The sequence below is a fragment of the Mesorhizobium sp. L48C026A00 genome (genome assembly GCF_000502375.1).
Classification (GTDB): Bacteria; Pseudomonadota; Alphaproteobacteria; order Rhizobiales; family Rhizobiaceae; genus Mesorhizobium; species Mesorhizobium muleiense.
The window spans coordinates 162,390-181,431 of the sequence record NZ_AYWU01000023.1 but is presented as its reverse complement, the minus strand read 5'-3'; the positions used below and the strand labels follow the sequence as shown (position 1 = coordinate 181,431).

Here is a 19,042-nt window from a genome sequence, read left to right as displayed (position 1 = left end):
CCGCGTTCTCCTCACCACCTTCTCGCCCGACCTCCCCGAGGGCCTCGGACAGAAAGTCGCCCGGCTAACCGGAAGTCTTCTGGATATCGCCACACGCATAACGGTCGACACATTGCCCGGGATCGCGCACTGGCTGGCCGAGGAACGCTTTGGCGCGGCGAAGATCGCTTCCGAGATGAGGGAGCCGCCCTTCACCCACGTGGTCGTCAACGAGGCGCAGGACATTTCGTTGGCGGAGCTCCACCTCGCCGGGAGAAGGCTGATCGAAGCGAGCGATGAGCGGGCTCTCAAGGAGATCTACGACACCGAGCGTCACCTTCTGTATGTCGCCGCCACGCGCGCGAGAGAGCGGTTGTGGTCGCCTCTTGGGGCTTACGGAATGGCAGCTTGCGTGAATTCAGCGGCAAAGCCGACTATCAACGCAAGACGAGCAGAAATCAGCCTAGCTGAGGCGCCGGCGCCGCAGTTCAGATAGTCGCGGATCGGCACGCGTCTCCGGCGCCTCCGAGAGGACATCGAGTATGTCCTCGACCCTGTAGGGCCACTGGGTCGCGTCTTCGGCGAGGATAGCCCACAGCAGATCGAGCATCGCCGTCGGATAGATCGAGTCAGGGTGGTTCTCTGCTCCCTCTCGCAGCATGAACCCGCGCAGCATACCGCCGCGCACGGGGACGAGCCGGGGCAGGATCGCTTGGACGACCTGCGGGAAGAGGTCGCCGCTCGCCAAAGCAAGGTCGACTAGGCGTGTTGACATCTTCGGAGTGCGGACGGCGCGATGGTTTGGCCAAACGTCTTTCAGGAAAGGGACGAGGCGGACGCGCCACTTTCCTTCCGCATTGGCGGACCAACGTTCGATGTGCCAGAGGATCTGACCGCGCAGGTCATCGTCGCTTTCGACCAGAATGTCGCGCAGCTCGACGCTGGTGACGAGTTGCTCGGGCGGGTTGGCATCAGGATCGCCGCCCCAACCGGCGAGCAGAAAACCGCCAATAACATTGGCCTCGGCGCGTCGCCGCATCGGCGACATCGCTCGCGCCAGCAAACCGGGCTTGAGCAGCTCATATAGCGGTCGGCTCGGCGCTCGCGCCGCCCATAGGATGCCGTCCCACAGCGCATCGCCATCGTCATCTTCGTTCGTGGCGATCGCCAGGAGATGCTGCCCGGTCCATTGCGGCGCAATGGCATAGAGCCAATTGATCTGGAACCCGAGCATCACCAGCGCATGCCGGCGCATGTCGCCGGGGAGCGCCAGCAATTGCTCCTGTTTGGCCGTCCATGCGGCGGGGAATCTTTCACCGAGGTCGCGTCCCTTGGTTGCCGGGTTTTTCATCAAGAGCTGGGCGAGCTTACCGACCGGGGCGTTGAGCGCGTCGTTCGCCCAGCTGCTATCGACGCGGTGCTTACGGTTCTCCTCGCGAAGCGGCAGGGCCGCGAGGAGCGGCTCCCACATACAGTCAAGCAACGGGGCGAGTTCGCCATAAACCCGTTCGCCGAGACCTTGCAGCCACCCGGCCACGGGATAGGCGACGGAACTGAGCGCCTCGGGCGACAGAGACGTGAGCCGAGCGGCGATCGCGCACACGAGACGCGGCCGGTCGGTCTTGCGGTTCTCGGCATAGAGGAACGCCGACCAGAAAGAGACCGGTATTTCAGCCTTGCGCGCCGCCTGACCAAGGGCGGCAAGTGCACGGGCAGGCTTTGCTTCCGAGAGACCGGTGAAAGGACGGCGCTCAATGAAATCGAAGAAATCCGATTGACCAGCCTGGCGCGCTCGCTCGAGGAGATCGCTGATCGGCCCGTGCTCCAGCGCGCTCGGATCGGCGTCGGTGTCGACGCTGCCGACTATCGGTGCATTGGAATCCGCAGCCTCTTGACCCGAGCGCTCGGACCAGCCCTCAGCCACCCGGCGGAGAGCCGCGATCTCGGTATCGATATCAAACGAGAAAGCCACACCCTGGCTTGCCAGCCAATGCAGGCGGTCGAGGCGATGATGGGCTTCAGCGCGCGCCTTACCACCGCGCGTGCTATCCGACCAAGGAAAGGCCGTCGTGCGCAGTCGCTCCTCGAAGCGCGCGCGATCGGGCTCCGAAAAGTCTTTCCAGCGATCGCGGATCGCGAAGAGCAGATCGCGCTGTTGCTCCGACCCCCAGAATGTGTCGTCGGGAAATCCCAGCAGTATGTCCGCGGCTTCAGCCGGTGGCGTAATCTGCAATCCTGCTGCCCAGATGCGCAGCCTCCCGAAAATATAGTGATCCTGAGCAGGCCAGCGCGCGATCTCGGTCCGCGCCGATGCTGGCGCGACCTCGACCAGACGGCCCATCAGCTGCTGGAACAGCGCGATCGGGCCGGTCAGTCCGTAGCTGTCATGAGCGATCGGCGCGCCGCCGTCGTCTGGACGCGTCGATTGCATGTAAACATGATCACTGCCTGAGATTTCAGCCTCGAGTGAACGAGCAAGGTCGAGGTTCTCGCGGAAACTACTGACGGCGTAGGCCACGTTCTGATTGGGGATGTTGAGCAACTGATATGGGCTTGGATATTCCACGTCGAACGAAAGGAAAGGATTGGGACGATCGGTGTCCGCCCATGAAAGAGGATGGCAGATGTCGAACTTACGCGTGACTTTGAGCTGCGGCCGGAACAGGTCAGCATAGTCTCGCACTCGCGCCTCGGACCAGCCTTCACGCTGAACCCTATGGGTGAGATCGAAATGGCCCTGATTGGGGTCAACTCGGCGATCAGACCAACTCGCGATCAGGAAGCGCCAGCCCCGTCGAACGTCATCGGGCCAGCGATCGGGCTCCTGCCGGAGCGAGGCTTGAATTATATCGATAATGTGCGGGTGAAGTGGCCCGCGCCCGGCCGCCCACCAGAGCGCGATCGGTTGATGCGCAACGCGCTGGAACCAGATGCCGAGATGATTGAGTCTTGTGCTGAGCGCGCCGCTGGCCGGTGCGCGCTCGCCGCTGAAGTCGCCGAAGCTTGGATTCTGTATGTCGTCCTGATCGTATCGCGTCTGCGCGAAAGCGTCCCAGGAGCCCTCCGGGATAGCGCGGTCGCGTAGCACATCATCATCGCCCTCGTCGGGCTGCGGCGGCGTGTCGAAATCAAACGAGAGGCTGGCATAGGGATCGATGCGCTCGGTCGACTCGCCATAGGGGTCGACGAGGCCGGGCTTGTCGAAGCGTTGCCGTGGATCGAGCGCGAGCAGCCACGAAGCGGGCAGCGGCGCGTCCGCGATACTGGCCCGCCGGGCGCCTTCGCGCGTCGAAAGGACGTGAGCGATCTGCCCGCGAACATGCGGATCGAGTGCTGCGGGGCCGGCGGCGGCTGTCACAAGCAGATTGGCATACCAGCCATCCACATCGCGTGCGCGCTCGGCCCATGCGGCAAGGCTGTCCCAGAGCGAATCGAAACCCTGGCTGTTGTCGAACGGAATCGCACGGACGCCGCGATGCTCCCAGAGCGCCGCGTCATCGATGTTGCTGCCCGGCTGGAATGCGAACAGCCGACTTCGATTGCCGGCGTGCAGCTTGAGCGCCTCGAGCAAATACTGGATGGGCGGATCGTCGGCGGCATAGCCGACGAAGACAATCTGGAAACGGGCAAGCAGCGATTGCATGAACCGAGTGGCCCAGCTATCCGACAGATAGGCGCGGCCGAAGTCGGCGCTCGAGATGATGAACTCCTCGTCGCCCGGCCCGGTGTAGTCGGCATTGACGCGGCCATGGAGATGAATGATTCCCTCGAAGGATGCGCTGCGCGGATTGGGCAGCATCGGCGGCCCCGAGCAGGCGATCCCATCGACGGATTGCTCGAACAGCCGGTCGAAATTGGTCGTGACCAGGCGCACCGTGCCATCCCTTCCGCGGGACAGGTCGATCAAGGTGCGGTGGGCGCTCAGGTCGGCACCGTCAGCAGGGCGTATTGCGCGCGCGACTGCCGCCTGGACGTCCTTCTGCTCGAACTCACGTTCGAGCAGGCTGAAGATGCGGTCGGTGGCGACAAGTCCGCCGACCCCATCCATCGGACCGATCTCGCGGATGCGCTGGAACAGCTTGCGCGCGAGGCTCTTCTCGCCGGCACCCAGCAAGTTGATGACGTCGCCGCCGAGCTTGAGAAAATCGGGTAGACCGGCGCGATGTCGTGATACTCCAGCCCCGCAGAAGAAGATGACGTCGCCCGCGTCGCGCGCTATCAGCAGATCGTCCGGGATCGAAGGGCCGTTGGAGAGAAATCGCATGACCCTAACTATCTCGCCGCGGCAGAGTTTTCATACACGGAATAGTTTAGGTTGCCATCAAAAATGCTAGTGGCAGTCCCCGAGGACGCTCGGCCGAGGTGCCAGCCCGTGCTAGTCGGCTTATAACGTCATGCCGGCCGACCTCGACGCCTACGCGACCGCGCGATGAAGCACTACTTCGAAGCCCGCGAAGCCTACACGCTAGGCCAGCTTATAGATACTCGCGTCGCTCAGACATCTCCCTGCCGATGCACCAATCGTAGCTTCAGCGCAGGTCTTTTCCAGGCTCGAAGAATCCCCTCGACTTGCGGCGCAATAAAAGCCCGCGCTTCCTCGCGCGTCATCATTCTGGATCGGAGCAGCTCGTCGTAGTTGGTATAGGAATGCCGGATATATTTCTGCAATTCGATACCGACCGCTGCGCCCAGTTTTAGGCCTTTCCAATCCCTGGCGCTCACCCGTGCAGCCATCGTGAGGCACGTCTTCTTGGGGCAACCGGGATGATGGATGCGCATATGTTGCATCACAACATCGAAGTGAAACCTGTTCTTAAAGTTGGATGTCGGTTCGTCGCTATCTGGCATCGTCAATCAATCACGATTCGTTGGCCAGAGCGATAACGCCGGCTAGCCAGCTCCGCCCATAGCAGTGTTCATGGCGAATGCTGAGATCAGGACTGCCCCCCCAAAGGCTCTGCATCTTTTCGAGTGTGGGCGCCAGATCCGCATCCCAGAACGCAAGCCCGCCAGGTCAGTCACGTCTCTGACATCCATCAATCCCCCACCGAGCAAGACATCAGTCGTTTCCGAAGAGAAGGGGACGCCTGGGACAGCTAACCGAAGCTTGGCTATTCGTTCGGATGTGGCCTATGCGTCGGCTTGGTTAGAGGCGTGGTGGAGTGAACGAATGCGCGCCTGCACGTTTGGCGCGTGACTAGCATCTGGGTTGAGTTTGCGCAGATCCTCTAAAAGTTTGGGGGGAACGAACTGTCGTAGTGCCAAGTCTAAGAGAAGGACCGCATCGCTGCAGAGAGCTTCTGCCAGTGCAGGAACACAATCGATGGGAACTTTCATGTGTCCGCGCATCATCGTATAAACCGCGTCCGCGTTGGAGAACCCGGCGACTAGCGCAACGTCTCTATAATTTACGTTTAATTCTTTCAATCTATCCTCAATGAAAATCGATATAGGTGTCGCTCTTATTTCCAAAACCATGGCGTCTCTCCCGAATCTTTACCTATCTCCTGGATACCTCTCTAACATTAAGCATCTTGCTTTGTAAAATAGTTTTTACAATAAAGATTTAGCGGTTTAGCTTTTTAGCCATTTAGCTACTACTTTAAGGACAGGACAAACTCGGCGCACTTCCTGCAGGTGTTTCAGCTTCCCACCACAAGAAAAGGGCGGCGGATCTTTACCGCGCTTTTTTTCCTCGCCAGCCCTTTATGTGCGCTTGTGCGTGCGCCTGAGGACCACCTCCGGCACAACGCGAGCGAGTAACTAGCCCATCCAGTAGATCGCGATTCGCCGGCCGGTGGAATTCAGGGATCGATGAGTGACGCGCTCTAGTTGGGGCGAGCTCTCTGAAGAGGTGAGCTTTGAAAGCCGCACCGATGCTTGAGTAGAAACACCAGCAGGCCAGACTTGGAACCCATGCGAAAAAAGGGCGCGGTGCGATCCCCGCCCCTTTCGTCGATCAACGATCAATCAGGTTGGTGAGACCGGCGCAACCTTACCAGTTGCGCCTTCGAACAACCCCTCTAAGAATATCACCGGATCTGAAGCTCCAGACGCGTCATTGTTTCGATGCGTTTCTTCAACCGAAGCTTTTCACCTGTGAGCGATTCGCCTTCAGGAAGCTGCATTGAAGCACCTCCGATCGAGGGGCTTGAGTGGAAGCGCCGGCTGTGAATCGCTTGCGATCAACCATCCCCGCCACCTCGCCGCCAATAGCTTCTCTGCAAGCGTGAGTGGCGGCAGAGGCGATGGCATCCCCATAAGATACGGCTCGTTGTGCCGGTCATGCCGTCGCATATTGTAGAAGCCGAGCGAATCGGCTTTGCTTTTCCGCTTGCCGATCAGCAGGATGAGAGTTTCGCGAGTGAGCTCGGGCCATGGATCATTGAGCCTGATGTTGTGGAGGATCGTGTGATGGATCTCCTTGACCACTGCTTCGGCATCGGAATTTTCGCCGTGGAGGAGGGCTGTCATCACGTCGAGTAGTGTGACAGGGAAATGATCGTAGTCATCATCCGGAGGGTGGCTGTTAGCATCTGCAATCAATTGCTCAATTGTGTCACGGTCGATAAGCGGCAACTGGTCTTGTAACGACTCTACGAGTGCTTGCAGGGCCCCGATTTGCCCCGCTCGTATGCCTTCGACGTCCTTGAGCAAAGCTCCGGCCTGCCCTAGCAGAGCTTCGGCGTTCTCTAACTGAGCTTCGATGAACTCGCGCTCATCGCCAAATTGATCGATAACGTTGGTCATGATAATCTTCTCCTTGTGATCGACAGGACTAAGCCCCTGCCGTTGGCTACGTCGCCGGAGTGAGATCGGGCTCAATCGAAAATCACTCCGGCGAAATTCCTCGCGCTCAGTCGAGACGCTCCGCCTTCACCTGTGTTGACGGGAACACGTAGCGAGCCGGCGCCCTCAATTGGGTCTGAATTAGCTTCAGACGATCGAGCTCGGCGAACGACTCCTTCAGCGCTTCTACGTCGCCCCTTGGCAGGTTCGCACTTACCTCCAGGGCGTCGTCAATTGCCCTGCCTATCTCAGCAAGCTTGTATTGATTGATCAGCACCGACAGTTCATCGGCGGCGTCGAGGCAAGCGCCGAAGATGCCTACGGCACGTTCAAGCGCCGTCACCGGCTCGTCGCGCTCATACTCGGATTTGAATTTCTGAATCTCTGTTCTCAAAAAGTCGGGACCAGAAATATGGACTCCGTAAGCGTCTAAGCTGGCTTCAAAAGGAAAGTCTCGATCACCAACAAAATCTGAGAAGGGCCGTTTCAGATAGTCAGGCTTCGTCGGCGTGGCCTTCGCCGCCGCTAGTTCGGCGGCCTTCTGGCGTTCGCGGTAGCGTTTCTGTTTTTCGGCGGGCGTAAGGACCATGATCTAACCTCCGGCAGCAGTCACGGTCTTGGTAACATAGTTACCGTTACGGTGTCAATAGAGATTCGGCTAAGGCTTCGCCGGACCCACATCCTCGTGCACTTGAAGCCCGTGCCGTCATTGCGCGAGTCAGAGTGAGTAGCTCTTGACTCTAGATCGCTATCTGGAGGCGTCTGCTAAACGACTGATCACGACGAGCCAGAGTTCAGGCGAGCTCACTGGAGAGCTCGAGCACCGGACTGCTGCACTGGACCGCTACACACTGCGGCGCTCTCTGGCGGTCACCCCTGACAGCGTGGCGAGTGAATTCGGTGCACTGCGACCCGATGCAGCCTTGCAGCGCCTCGCTGACCCTCCAAGACATCGGATGGTTCATGGACTTCCGCCGATACTCCAAGACGATGCGCCGTGAATGAACGGTCATCAAGCAGGAGATCACACCGGAAAGCCATCGGGCTCAGAACGCACCATCCAAGATTTCGAGCCAAGAAAGCGGGCGAAGAAAATGCTTCAGCCCGGTTCTGTATCTATCCCCGGATAAGCATCCGACCCGTGCGATTTCTTCTATTTAGGTGTGCTCTCTCAGAGTCTTACGGGGACCGCATGGCTTCGAATTGGGGAGGACATGAAATAAGTTCCTTGCGGTATCGGGGCTTGTAGCGCCCGAGCATGTTACCTTCGGCCCCTTAAGAGCAGCCCACCCAGTGCAGCACAGCTCCTGGATCCCCGGCGTGGTTGACAACTTCCCAAAAAATTGGACTTCGGAAGTTTCTGTCAACTTGGGGTAAACTTAGTGTAATGCGTTCTCTTACCCGCCTAAGAAAGCGCACGTTTTTGGTTGACAGAATTGGTTGCGGATCGTCCCTGATCGGGCGCTTAAGTTGACAGTGTCAACCTGGACCTGATCAAATCTGTTCCCTTTCAGACGTCCAAGCCGACACCCCACACGGAGCGGAGCATTGAGGGAATATTTGTCTGCCGCAACAAAGAGCATCCCGTTGATCTCGCAGTCCCAACCCTAAGACTTCCATCTCATCTCGAGCTGGAAATAATGCCCGTTGGTTCCTAGGGGCTTGGCTGAGCGTCGTCAGCTTCCTTTCATGGCATCCAGAACCGGCCACCCGATTGCCGTGGTGCACTCGCTGACATGCGCTCATTTCGCCGATCCCGCTGGACTACGGGACTGACCGAACATGCGCTCCATGCTCCCTAGCTTGAGGGCAGTAGGGTCAAAAATCAGCTGGCTGGCGCTAATGGCCCAGATGGGTGGTGAGCAGGCGTCCGGCAGGGATTGCCGGACGCCTTGCGACGTAGGCGACCCGAAGCCCTGTCTCACACCTTCTAGAAGGCGTGCACTCGTGGGTCGTCCGCGCACTCTGCATCAAGACGTGGTGGCAGTCTGTCGCCCAGGCGTGCGCCAACGAGGCTTGAACAACGGCTTTGTCGAAACCCCGACCGCGTAGCTCGGGATGGGTGACGACATTCTCTAGGAAGGCATGGCGTCTTCCCCCCGCGAAGCAGGCTGTGATGATTACAGGTCACAGCAATACGGTCACGATCATCGGACACGAATACGTGGACGCCCGGCTGCGTCAGGGTTTCCTGCCAGACGCGTTCGGCGTGCTCTCGCAAGCGGCGGCGATCACCTCTGACTCTGGAAGAGCGAGCGGAGCGACTGCAGATCGGGATCGCGAGGAGGCGAGCAACGGGCATAGCGCGCAATCTGTGACGAACACGCGCAGGTCTGCAATCGGTGTAACGCTACCATTCGTCTCGTCGATGGGAACGAGCAAGCAGCACCAAGAGCGGAACTAGTCGATCCTTTGGCCTATAACGCCTTTGACCGCATAAGCTGACATACAGCCATTTAGCTCGAATTTGAGTTGATGCCCTGAGGGAGAGGCGCAACAATCTACTGTTGGGGCTCACGCAGATTTCGACGTCAAAACTCTATTCGGTGAATTGTTTGCGCTGGTGCACTCTACCAGTGTTGCCGCCGGCTCTGGAGCCTTCCATAAGCAGAAGGTTCAAGCCGGCGTCCGCGAATACCACACCTAGCAACTACGCCGCAGCCGAGCAGCACCGTGATTTGCTCGACGACTGCGATTTGAATGCTTATATCGAAGAACACATTTTGGGGGCGGCTGTGTCAATCAAACCGGAAACATTGGTCGGCTATCAGCGCGCCGAGTTCGGAAAAGCGGCCACTAGAAGGCTTTGGCTTTTCGTATTGCAACTGGCGATAGCGGTGCCGGCAGCCGCTTCAGTCCTGGTGACGGACGAGGTGTGGGTTTACGGGCTTGCAATTTCTGGTTTCGTTCTCCTGGTATTGTGGTGGGTCGCATTCACTACCTACCAGCGCACCCGGAATGCGGCGCAGTCGGCAAGAAGAGCCTCCCTCCTGATTGGGGGATTAGGAGGTGAACTGTCTCCAGACGCAACGCTCAGCTTCAGGCGCCTTATGACTGTAGCCGAGGAGGAGGCCGCCACTCATGAGAAGGCGGACTACTACGCGACATCTTTCCCAGCCGGTCCCGCGCGCCTTGGCGAGATGATCGAGGAATCTGCATTTTATAGTGCCCACCTGCAGCGATTCAGCGCCCTCGCAATGCTGGGAATATTGGTTATATTTGCCATTGTGTTCGCGGGGATTGCCTTCGCGGCGCTGCCGTTCATCGACGAGGCGACCACCCTCACAATCCTACGCGTCTTCCTTGCGCTGTTGGTATTTGGCATGTCTTCCGACGTGCTAGGGGCTTATCTAAGCCACCGAAGTGCCGCGAGGGACATCGAAAGCGTGCGGTCACGGCTTCAGTTGGCAAGACGGGACAATTTCCCCTTAGTCGATGTCCTCTTGCTCATGGGGGACTACAATCTGGCGGTCGAAAGCGCTCCCGAAAGCGTGCCATATGCTTACGACATTTCTGAGAAGCGGCTGAACCGGCTCTGGGCTGAATACATGGAAAATCTTCGACAGATCAGCCAAAAGCCACTGGTGAAGCGGTGAAGCACGTCGACCTTTTTGCGGCCTTCCTGAAGGACGAGGTGAATCTAAACCAAACGCGGGTTGACAGCCTTGCTGTCAGTGTTGAGGCGATCAAGGAGTTTGTCGAGGCCAGCGACTGGAATGCCTCGATCATCGAATGGGTAGGGCAGGGTTCGTGGACTCATAAGACGATCATAAAGCCGGTCGATGGCGGCGAGTTTGACGCGGACCTGCTGGTCATGGTTTCGCCGGTGGAGGGGTGGGAAGCCAAGGACTACATCAACGACCTGAATCGAGTCTTCAAAGGCAGCTCGACATATGCCGACATGACCAGGCGTTGGTCGCACTGCGTGACGATAACTTACGCAAATGACAAGAAAATAGATGTCGCGCCCTGCTTGATCGGTCGGTCTTACGTCGGCAGTATCGAGGTTTGCAACAGAGACACCAACGAGTTTGAACGGTCGGAGCCGGCACGGTATACCGAATGGCTACTCGAACGAAACTCGTGGTCGGGCAGCAACAGCTTCCGAAAGGTGACCCGATTGGTCAAATACCTCCGGGACATCAAAACCACGTTCACCTGTCCGTCGATTTTGCTTACGACGTTACTCGGCGACCGCGTTACGGCGGTTGATCAATATACGAACGGTGTGGGAGATGTTCCTACCGCGCTAAGAACCTTGTTTGGCAGGCTGGATGACTGGCTGCAGGCCAACGTTGCCAAGACGGCGGTCTACAATCCCTGCCTCTACGGCGAGGATCTCGCCGCCGCCCTCACAGACCAGCAACACACCAATTTGCGGGATTTCATTCACCGGTATCGCGGGTGGATTGACGATGCGTTCCTAGAGACGGAGCGAAGCGAAAGCATTGGGAAGTGGCGCCGCGTTTTTGGTGACGCATTTGCCAAGGACGTCATTCTTAATGAGGCGGTGGAGGTCAGCAAATCTGCGGCCGCCGTTGCCCGACAGGTCGTAGGCGCTCTGGCAGACACCTCTGGGGACTTGATTGCGCTCTTGAAGCGATATGGCACGGCTGTCATCCCGAATGGGTTCAGACGTCACCCGCACATGGTGCAACCCCGATGGCGGATTGCAGCGGCTCCTGTCGTATCCGTCGTCGTGAAGGCCGAACTGTATGCCTCCCAGGGATACAACAAGCTTCGTGATGTGGACTCGCTGGGCCTGCTACCGTCTGGATGTTGGCTTCAATTTAGGGCAACGACAGCCAACGGACTGCCATTGACAAGTGACGAATATGACGTGCAGTGGCGAGTCACCAACACTGATCAGGTAGCAAAGTCCCGCAACCAGCTCCGCGGGGATTTCTATCCATCAAGCACGCGTGGATATCGCTGGGAGAAGCTTGAGTATCGCGGAGTGCATCTTGCGGAGGCGTTCGTCATCCGCAAGCGCGACAATGTTCAGATCGGCAAAAGTGAGCCGTTTCTGGTCGCGATCGAATGAACCGCTTTGATGTGTCGACCTGTATTTGTTTATAGAAAAGAGGTGACACATTGGGCACTGAGATAGACCTTACGATAGCCGGAGTCACTATTGATTGGTCGAAAAACCATATGGGTGTTGACCATGGGTTCAACCCTGGCGTCGCTCAGCATCGTTCACCCGCCTTCTTGCCTTTCGAGCCACCAAAGAGGGCGCGTAGGATCTTTCTAAACACGACCGATAGCTTCGGATCCGTTCTGTTTGAGAACTTGCGGATAGCGCCAATGATCTCCTGCTCGTTTTCTGAGAACTCGCCCACCATTTCCTTGAAAAGCTTCACGGTCTTTTTCATTGCCGTGCTGGGTGAGCGCCAGGACGAATAGCTGTCGAGGATCGGTTTCTAGCGCCTTGGCGATGCTCACGACGCGATAAAGCGGCACCTTGGTTCTCCCGCTCTTAAGCATCGCTATGACGTTGTCGTTCACAAAACCGATCTCTCTGGCTATGTCCCTTTGACTCTTTCGATAGCTCAGTTCATAGATGCGCTTGTCCAAGAATTTGGCTATATCCGATATTAGATGATTTTCGTTAATCATATTGGCGTTTCCTATCTATGAAATCATCATGTATACTATACATATATCACAACATCGTAGGGAGTCGAAAAATTTCTATTAGATTTATGTTTCGATACACGCACCGATTTCTATTAATGCCTTGCAAATAAGCTTTCCACTTGGAGAAGCTCATCTGAAAGGAGACCTCCAGGATGATAGTGTGATGTGCGCGCTCACAACTGTTAGCTTTTTGCCCCTCTAGGAGTTGGCGTTAGGTCCGTTCGAAAACCGGACACTCCAGGAACCCTTGAAAACCGCGATCACTGCGGCGGCCGGGCGCACGTCTTCAAAGAGACATAACAAGAACAATCTTGGCGCCGTTGATGAAAATGCCTTTATGATCGGGGGATGATGAAAAGAATCACCGACAGTCAGATACTGGGCGAACTCGGCGAGACGTCCGTTAAGAAGATTGTGCTGGAGACCGGGTTCATCTACGAGCACCGCGGCAGGTTGGAGGCAGGCACGGACGGTCTGATTGAACTGCGAGACCCGCGCAACGGAACCCCGCTCGGAAAGCTATTGGGGGTCCAAGTCAAGGCCACGGCAGAAGGTCGATACAGCCGCGAAGCGGACAATCAGTTCGAGTATCTACTTAAGCCAGACGACCTCAGCTATTGGCGTCAGTCGAATATTCCCGTCATAATCGTCCTGTGGCGTCAGTCTGATAACTCAGCATACTGGAAGGACGCGACCGACTCCATCAGGGGCGACGAACGCCGGCTGCAATTTGACAAGCAGGCGGACGTCTTCGACAAATCTTGCGCCGATCGCCTCGGTGGCCTGACGATAGATCGCCGCACGGCGGGCGTCTTCGTGCCTCCCCTAAATCAGGGAGAATTGGCGATCATCAATCTGCTTCGTGTGCGTATTCCCGACGAGATATATGTTGCCACCTTGCCGTCTGGGAGCCATCAAGGCAGCGCGCGAAGTGGGCCGCATTCTTAAGCATATTGAATACGGCACGCCGACATCGCCGGACTTTCGGCGATTTGCATGAAACGGCTGACAAGACCGGACTGCTCTCAACCTCTCTCAATGGATCAGCGGGGCAGCGATTCAGTATGCGCGCCACCCTTGCGCGAAGGGCGCGTTCACATGATTATACGGCACTGGCGGGTTTGCCGTGACCGCCTCGACCCAGGCCTCGACGCCCGAACTGTTCTCGATCCGAAAATCCGGTGACCGGAACGGCTGCTCGACGAGCAAGCCTTGTTTCGCGGAACGATGCGACGAGTTGGGCCTCCCACAGCCGGGTATGGAAGTTCGTCGTCAGACAATCACTCACCCAATTGCGATCAGGCTTGGGCATCGCGAGATACAGTTGGTTTAGCGCCCACGCCGCCGGCCGGTGGGTCACGCCCGCGAGCACACGAAATACATCGCTCGGCTCCCGGCCGGCAAAATCGAAGAGCGGTGCCCGAAACACAGCACCGGGCGGCAACGGTTCCGGTGGCTGGCCCTCCTTGAGGTGGGGCTCCAGCGCTTCGAACGCGGCTTCGATAGATGGGAACCCGCTCGTCCGTCCCGTCACCGTCCAGACGGAATCGAGCCGCCGTCGCATAACCATAATGCCGAGCCTGCCATCGGCAACGCCTTGGGTGACGATCCCAAATCCACGTGCATCATCGCAGGCCCATGCTGCCACAGGCGTTTGCTCGCCGAAGCCGTGTCCGCGTGGGAGCGATAAAGCGCAGAAGTCAAACTCCCATTGCAGGACTTTCCGCATCGGCTCTCCTCGTCTCGGTCATCCGGCCTCCACACCTGCTTGGGGCTGGCGGATATTTCCCCGCACGCTAAGCCTATGTTCCAGGCTTCTGTTAAGTATGGTTGCGCTCAAGGTCGCTTTCGCGAGGCAACCGCGCTCGTGATTAAACGCCTCGGGTCGGAAGGTGCCTCTCCAACCAAGCAGCATGTATTGCTGGCCGCGTCTCATCCACCGCCTAATTGCACCATTCTTCAATCCAATCCGGGAATGCTTTTATCCCCCTGTCCTTCTGTTTTGATAGCAGAAGGACAAGGGGGATTGAGCTGGAACACCGTTCAACGCTTCTTCAGCAGACCCTAGGCTTGTCGAGCCGACCAGGTGGAGTGCCTAAACCTGATCATTGAGTCCGAATCCCTGATCCCAGAAGGATCACACTCGGTTATGACGCGCACGACTTGAAGCAATCGGTGCGCTGTCTGGAGGGTTGTGGGCTATCCGCAGAGCCCTCCATCTTTTTGTGGCGTCCTTTACGTGCAAAGGCGAAAGCCAATGCTCACGGCGACAACCAAAAGCGTGCGTCCCGACATCTCTGTCAGGGGAGCGATCGTTTCGATCTTCCGGTCGGCTACGGCTGCCTTATAGCCTGCCCGTGGTATGAGCAGATACCATTGCGTTCAATGCCGCTATCTTCGCATTCCGAAATGAGGAAGAGGCACGTCGTCTATTTGACGAATATCGACGTTCAGGTGAAGGCGCGTGAGCTGGTCAGGTTCCCGAAGGCAATTCGTGATGCCACATGGCGGGGCGGGGCTGCCGAACACGAACAACAAAATTGTAAGTCATAGATTACTTATTTGCAAATCGAAATCAGACTATTTTTATCAAAGCCGCCTCTAAAAGGCGCGCGACGGCTACGACAATTTTTGAAGGTTTTTTATAAGGGCATCGATTAAGGTTGCCTGTTCGAAGATAAACTCGAAAAGCGCCGACTGCGACATATCGGCAGCTATAGCCTTAAGCTTGAATCGCCTCCTAATGTCAGGTGTGACTTGAAAGTTGAGGCGGCCCGTTCGCTCGGTTGTAGGATCTGTAGGACGTTTCATGGACAGAGGCTCCATCTGATGATACCTCACGAACCTGCGCCAGTGGGCTTGGCTGCGCAACGCCCAGGCGTTGATTGAGCACTCTCACTTGTTGGGTTTGAACCGCAGTCGCATCTATTGGCGATTGATGAGCCGGATACGGATCACGATTTTCCGAGCTGCTCGTCAGCTGTCGCCAGCCCGCTGCCCCATCGGGTTTGGACCATGCCTTGTGCGTTCCCGAAAACGGCTTATTTGAACTCAGATCTGCTCCGCTCTGGCACCACGACGCTAGTCCGATGGTTTGACAATTTGGGAAGAAACCCTTTGTTATCAACGCCAAATAACGAAGCGTTTGACAACCTAACCACTTGAACTCAAACGGCTGTTCCAGAACGGCTCGATAGCTATTTCGCCGATCGGCCACGTGGTCGCTGGCCGAGAGGACGTCCGAGCATGAAGCGCGGCTGAACCTAAGGAGAGCGAGCAGACGACGGTGGTTTACATCCTGGGAAAATTTTTTTGGGACCCTCCGTTTGACAACTTGATGGAACCTTAGGGGAAACCAAAATCGAAATTGATCTTTAGAGAGATGATGACTGAACAGGATTTGGTTGACGTCGCGCAACCTGAAGTCCGGGCCTGGTTATCCTGAAGTCAAGACCCAAACACTCTGGACGACCGATTCGGGTGCCCTCTCGGACGGCTGACGCCGAGAGCCGGACGACGCAAACCTGCAGGTCTGTAATCTCAACTCGCCGACTCCTGTTTCGGCATTGGCTGACTGCAAGGAAATCTTGGGCGGCATCTCTCCAGAAAAACCAAAGGAAATTAGTGAATGATCGGTTTCGTGACGAACGCGAGCGCCTCGGCGATGAAGATGCTCAGACCGATGCTTATCCCTGTTACATAGAGGAGCATCCCGAAGGCTGCGCCTTTGATTCTTCTCTTGAACGGGCCCTGACACTCTGCGCTGTCGCCCTTTTCATTCCTCTGCTCAAATCTTTTGAGCGCCCGGTCATATCCGGCAGAGAGGTATGGAACGTTCCGTGGGTCATCAGTCATTTCGGGCAGCCGCCATTCGCCAGTCGCTCCTGGGCGACGGAGTTTGAAGCATAGAAGAAAGGCCTTTTCGACTTCGTCCACATTGCCGGTCAAACCGGCATACTCCGCGAGATTATACGCGACGATCGCGCAGTTGCACTTCTCGGCATAGCGGCGAAGAGCCCTCATAGCGCCGCATCGATTTAGGTAGTGGACGACGTCGCGCGCCGCGGTCCGAGGGTTTTGGGCGCTGTTGAATGGGCAATCGAATGCTCTTTCATCGAAATCAGATGCGCAGGCCAGAAGGTTCTCATAGGCAGGGATTAGGAAAAGGTCCACGTAATCTGAATCGTCGTCGGCGCGGAAAGACCGAAGGCGGTCGATCGAACTCCTCAAGAGCGACATCGTGTCTTCAAGCATGCGCAACGCCTGGTCCGGACCCTCCACGCCGCAGCTTGTTGCCACACGCGACAGTTTTGCGACCCCTGCTAAAAAATCCAAAACACCCGCCACAACCTCAGTCGAGGAAGCGCGGTAAATGGCGCAGAGATCGTCGGCAGCTGCCAAAGCATTTGCAAGATCGTCCGGTCTGGTGCCATCGCGGCGGGCGCTTCCAATTAGCTCGTGTATGTGATGTGCCAGTCGCGCCACCCGGTATAGAGCGATATCCGTGGCAACAAGATTGTCAAAGACGACAGAAGACCCTCCGGCGATCCGGTGAGTTCGCTGGGTCTCTCCCCGGAAAATCCGCTCGAGCGTTTTCTTGTCTGGACGCCTCCCCCATTTGGCAAGCATCTCGGACAGATCAGCCGAGTTGAACCCTCGATGCAACAGCGGCATGAGCGTTCGACGCAGCGATTCCGATGCGACGGTGTCAGCATTCTTAACCATCTTTCGGCGGTCTGTCCGACGTCGAAACCTGCTAACCAGGGTCATGGCGAGCTCCTTCATGACGCTGAACTATTTGAGCACAACGGGACTGCCGCCAAGCCATTTTGGTTCCGTTTTGTCCCAACCGCCCCGAAACCGCAACGGCGTGTCTCCATCGAACTAATTTGGTGCCATCAATGAAGAGCGGACGACGGGCACTGCGATGCGCACGTTCATCCGTAAGATCGCATCAACCTGTCAAGGAGGTGTCTAGCCATGAATACGGCCCGAAAATACATCGTGGCGGGCGTGAGCCTGGTTGCTCTGTCCGCGAGCGTCTTCTCCAATTCGGCGTCGGTAATCGAGGCAACGCGGGTCAAGATCGCTAGTAGCAGCCATCGCGAGGTCGGCTGCTCGGAATCGACGGCATCGTTCAAGACGGTCATCCCGAACTTCGAAAAGCTCGACACCGGCTTCCAAGGTGCGTTGGCGGGCATTGAGGTGGTTGTCCGCGAGCGCAACGGGACTGCCTCATATGGCAACCTAACCTTCACCGACGGTGGAGCTGCAGTGACTTACAATTTGCGCGCGCGTGGCGCGGGCACAAGGCTCAGGATGCCGTGGGGAGGGGGAAATGTATGCCAACGTGCCGAGGGAGCGAACATCTCCATCGAGATTTTCGCTCACTACAAAGCGGGCAACGCGTAGCAGAGGGGCGCCAAAGGGAGTGGCCGCGCGGGCCACTCTCCTTTTGCGGGATCTTGCAGATTTTGAGGGATCTTGCAGACGCACAACCTACCCCTCACGCAAGTGAGAGAACCCGTCACACAAAGCCGCTTGTAGCCGCGTTGACCTCCGCCTTGGGTGATGGAGGCGAGTTCGGCTGGGGCGAGCGAACTTCCGCAAAGGGTCGACAGTGTCGAAAAAGTCCACGAATTTCACCGGCCGCAAAGGGAAGGTCGGCTTCGAAGCTGAGAGCGTCGGTTCCCCCGCCCTCTGTGGTCGTTTCCCGCTGACCGCGTCAAAACGGCAAGGTCCACTCGTCTCGGACTTTGGCGGCAGCCAACTGATTAGTTTCGCCCTAGCCCATGAGGATAGGCGCTTCCGGATTTTCATGCTCTGTGGCGCCAGAACGCATCCGGATGGAGGGACGGCGGGCACCCTAGGACTTGGGGACGGAATCACCCATCGATCAAAGTCGGTTGGTTCCTGGGGTTTTGGTCCGGCGACGGCTGACCGGTGGTGACGCAGCTGGTTTCGAGGCATACCAATCGGCGCAGCGCTTGCAGGCAACCTGCGTGACACCTTGCTGCGAGAACAGATTGACGATTAGCATCACCGATAGTGAATCCGACAGTCCGGCTAGCTGGCGGATTGTCCGGACGAGAGTCCTGACAATCGATAGAAGACCCAAGCACCCGTCGGGTGGAGCTCGTTGACTCCATATCATGCCGCTATCGAGTCGAGGAGTTTGCTCGTTCACGCGGACGGACTCGCTTCTGATGACGAGCGTCGTGCCCCATTTATCGGGGCGGGGCGGCAGATGGCTTTTCATCCTTTACGATCGCGAATCGAGTGGGATTGATCGGAGCTTCGATCAGATTTTGGAGTTCGCGGCAGCTCTCACTCACGACGATCTGAAATGTCGTGGACAGCTTTGAGATCCGGCTGCTCCTACACATCGTTCCGTCGCCAGGCGCGATGGTCGTCACGGGCGTTCGAGTGACCAGCCGTTCGATCTGGAGATCCCGACTCACTATGAAAGTGGTGCTCGAATTCACCACTTGATGAGCACGTGGTCTCCCTCGACCGTGGTTGGCAATTCCGATCAGCTTCGATGAGGGACTGCTTCGGCGGGCCTCCGACGCTATCGGCATCTTGTGCAGGCACGGACTGCCTGCACACCGTTCAAAACCATCTCAATTCCGAA

14 protein-coding genes are annotated in these 19,042 nt (G+C 57.4%); 5 read left to right on the top strand and 9 right to left on the bottom strand.

Annotated features, from left to right (window positions below; genetic code table 11):
* The first annotated feature begins 112 nt into the window (after nucleotides 1–112).
* On the top strand, nucleotides 113–475 hold the full coding sequence (locus X738_RS86335; RefSeq protein ID WP_023802225.1) for a hypothetical protein: 363 nt from the start codon (nucleotides 113–115) through the stop codon (nucleotides 473–475).
* Here the strand turns inward: X738_RS86335 and X738_RS71745 are convergent.
* The 6 genes from X738_RS71745 to X738_RS89275 form a co-directional block, all read right to left on the bottom strand.
* Nucleotides 443–4,243: an SIR2 family protein gene (locus X738_RS71745; protein ID WP_023802224.1), complete on the bottom strand. Its 3,801-nt coding sequence runs from the start codon at nucleotides 4,241–4,243 to the stop codon at nucleotides 443–445. The genes X738_RS86335 and X738_RS71745 overlap by 33 nt on opposite strands.
* 230 nt (nucleotides 4,244–4,473) lie before the next feature.
* Nucleotides 4,474–4,827 (bottom strand): DUF2293 domain-containing protein, encoded by a 354-nt coding sequence (locus X738_RS0143265; protein WP_023802223.1) that lies wholly within the window; start codon nucleotides 4,825–4,827, stop codon nucleotides 4,474–4,476.
* A 282-nt stretch (nucleotides 4,828–5,109) separates the two neighbouring features.
* Entirely contained in the window at nucleotides 5,110–5,457 is a 348-nt protein-coding gene (locus tag X738_RS71740; protein WP_023802222.1) for a hypothetical protein, read from the bottom strand.
* Nucleotides 5,458–6,093: 636 nt separating this feature from the next.
* On the bottom strand, nucleotides 6,094–6,729 hold the full coding sequence (locus tag X738_RS71735; protein WP_023802220.1) for a hypothetical protein: 636 nt from the start codon (nucleotides 6,727–6,729) through the stop codon (nucleotides 6,094–6,096).
* A gap of 106 nt (nucleotides 6,730–6,835) precedes the next feature.
* Entirely contained in the window at nucleotides 6,836–7,357 is a 522-nt protein-coding gene (locus X738_RS71730; protein WP_023802219.1) for a hypothetical protein, read from the bottom strand.
* A 1,250-nt stretch (nucleotides 7,358–8,607) separates the two neighbouring features.
* On the bottom strand, nucleotides 8,608–8,886 hold the full coding sequence (locus tag X738_RS89275; protein ID WP_373420474.1) for a GNAT family N-acetyltransferase: 279 nt from the start codon (nucleotides 8,884–8,886) through the stop codon (nucleotides 8,608–8,610).
* 560 nt (nucleotides 8,887–9,446) lie between these two features.
* Between X738_RS89275 and X738_RS71720 the strand changes: the two genes are divergently transcribed.
* Together X738_RS71720 and X738_RS71715 are read left to right on the top strand one after the other, a co-directional pair.
* Nucleotides 9,447–10,364: a hypothetical protein gene (locus tag X738_RS71720; RefSeq protein WP_156942680.1), complete on the top strand. Its 918-nt coding sequence runs from the start codon at nucleotides 9,447–9,449 to the stop codon at nucleotides 10,362–10,364.
* The gene (locus X738_RS71715; protein WP_023802216.1) at nucleotides 10,361–11,812 is read left to right on the top strand and encodes an SMODS domain-containing nucleotidyltransferase; all 1,452 of its coding nucleotides are present in this window, start codon (nucleotides 10,361–10,363) and stop codon (nucleotides 11,810–11,812) included. The genes X738_RS71720 and X738_RS71715 overlap by 4 nt, the downstream gene beginning before the upstream one ends.
* A 206-nt stretch (nucleotides 11,813–12,018) precedes the next feature.
* Here the strand turns inward: X738_RS71715 and X738_RS87540 are convergent, their stop codons facing one another.
* Nucleotides 12,019–12,387, bottom strand: a complete 369-nt coding sequence (locus X738_RS87540; RefSeq protein WP_023802215.1) for a transcriptional regulator — start codon at nucleotides 12,385–12,387, stop codon at nucleotides 12,019–12,021.
* Between the two features lie 369 nt (nucleotides 12,388–12,756).
* Here X738_RS87540 and X738_RS71710 point away from each other — a divergent pair, with 369 nt between their 5' ends.
* Entirely contained in the window at nucleotides 12,757–13,356 is a 600-nt protein-coding gene (locus tag X738_RS71710) for a DUF4365 domain-containing protein (RefSeq protein ID WP_023802214.1), read from the top strand.
* Nucleotides 13,357–13,510: 154 nt separating this feature from the next.
* Here the strand turns inward: X738_RS71710 and X738_RS71705 are convergent, their stop codons facing one another.
* Both X738_RS71705 and X738_RS71695 read right to left on the bottom strand, forming a co-directional pair.
* A complete protein-coding gene (locus X738_RS71705) occupies nucleotides 13,511–14,137 on the bottom strand; it encodes a hypothetical protein (protein WP_051407928.1) in 627 nt (208 codons plus the stop codon).
* A 1,892-nt stretch (nucleotides 14,138–16,029) separates the two neighbouring features.
* The gene (locus tag X738_RS71695) at nucleotides 16,030–17,178 is read right to left on the bottom strand and encodes a hypothetical protein (protein WP_156942679.1); all 1,149 of its coding nucleotides are present in this window, start codon (nucleotides 17,176–17,178) and stop codon (nucleotides 16,030–16,032) included.
* A gap of 210 nt (nucleotides 17,179–17,388) precedes the next feature.
* Here X738_RS71695 and X738_RS71690 point away from each other — a divergent pair, with 210 nt between their 5' ends.
* Complete coding sequence (locus tag X738_RS71690; RefSeq protein ID WP_023802211.1) at nucleotides 17,389–17,820, top strand: hypothetical protein; 432 nt, start codon at nucleotides 17,389–17,391, stop codon at nucleotides 17,818–17,820.
* Nucleotides 17,821–19,042 lie beyond the last annotated feature (1,222 nt).

What these genes read in the sequence shown, in the direction of transcription:
- X738_RS71690 (WP_023802211.1), top strand. Translation starts at nt 17,389, where the DNA reads ATGAATACGGCCCGAAAATACATCGTGGCGGGCGTGAGCCTGGTTGCT.
- X738_RS71745 (WP_023802224.1), bottom strand. Translation starts at nt 4,243, where the DNA reads ATGCGATTTCTCTCCAACGGCCCTTCGATCCCGGACGATCTGCTGATA.
- X738_RS71710 (WP_023802214.1), top strand. Translation starts at nt 12,757, where the DNA reads ATGATGAAAAGAATCACCGACAGTCAGATACTGGGCGAACTCGGCGAG.
- X738_RS0143265 (WP_023802223.1), bottom strand. Translation starts at nt 4,827, where the DNA reads ATGCCAGATAGCGACGAACCGACATCCAACTTTAAGAACAGGTTTCAC.
- X738_RS71730 (WP_023802219.1), bottom strand. Translation starts at nt 7,357, where the DNA reads ATGGTCCTTACGCCCGCCGAAAAACAGAAACGCTACCGCGAACGCCAG.
- X738_RS71695 (WP_156942679.1), bottom strand. Translation starts at nt 17,178, where the DNA reads ATGACCCTGGTTAGCAGGTTTCGACGTCGGACAGACCGCCGAAAGATG.
- X738_RS71735 (WP_023802220.1), bottom strand. Translation starts at nt 6,729, where the DNA reads ATGACCAACGTTATCGATCAATTTGGCGATGAGCGCGAGTTCATCGAA.
- X738_RS87540 (WP_023802215.1), bottom strand. Translation starts at nt 12,387, where the DNA reads ATGATTAACGAAAATCATCTAATATCGGATATAGCCAAATTCTTGGAC.
- X738_RS71740 (WP_023802222.1), bottom strand. Translation starts at nt 5,457, where the DNA reads ATGGTTTTGGAAATAAGAGCGACACCTATATCGATTTTCATTGAGGAT.
- X738_RS71705 (WP_051407928.1), bottom strand. Translation starts at nt 14,137, where the DNA reads ATGCGGAAAGTCCTGCAATGGGAGTTTGACTTCTGCGCTTTATCGCTC.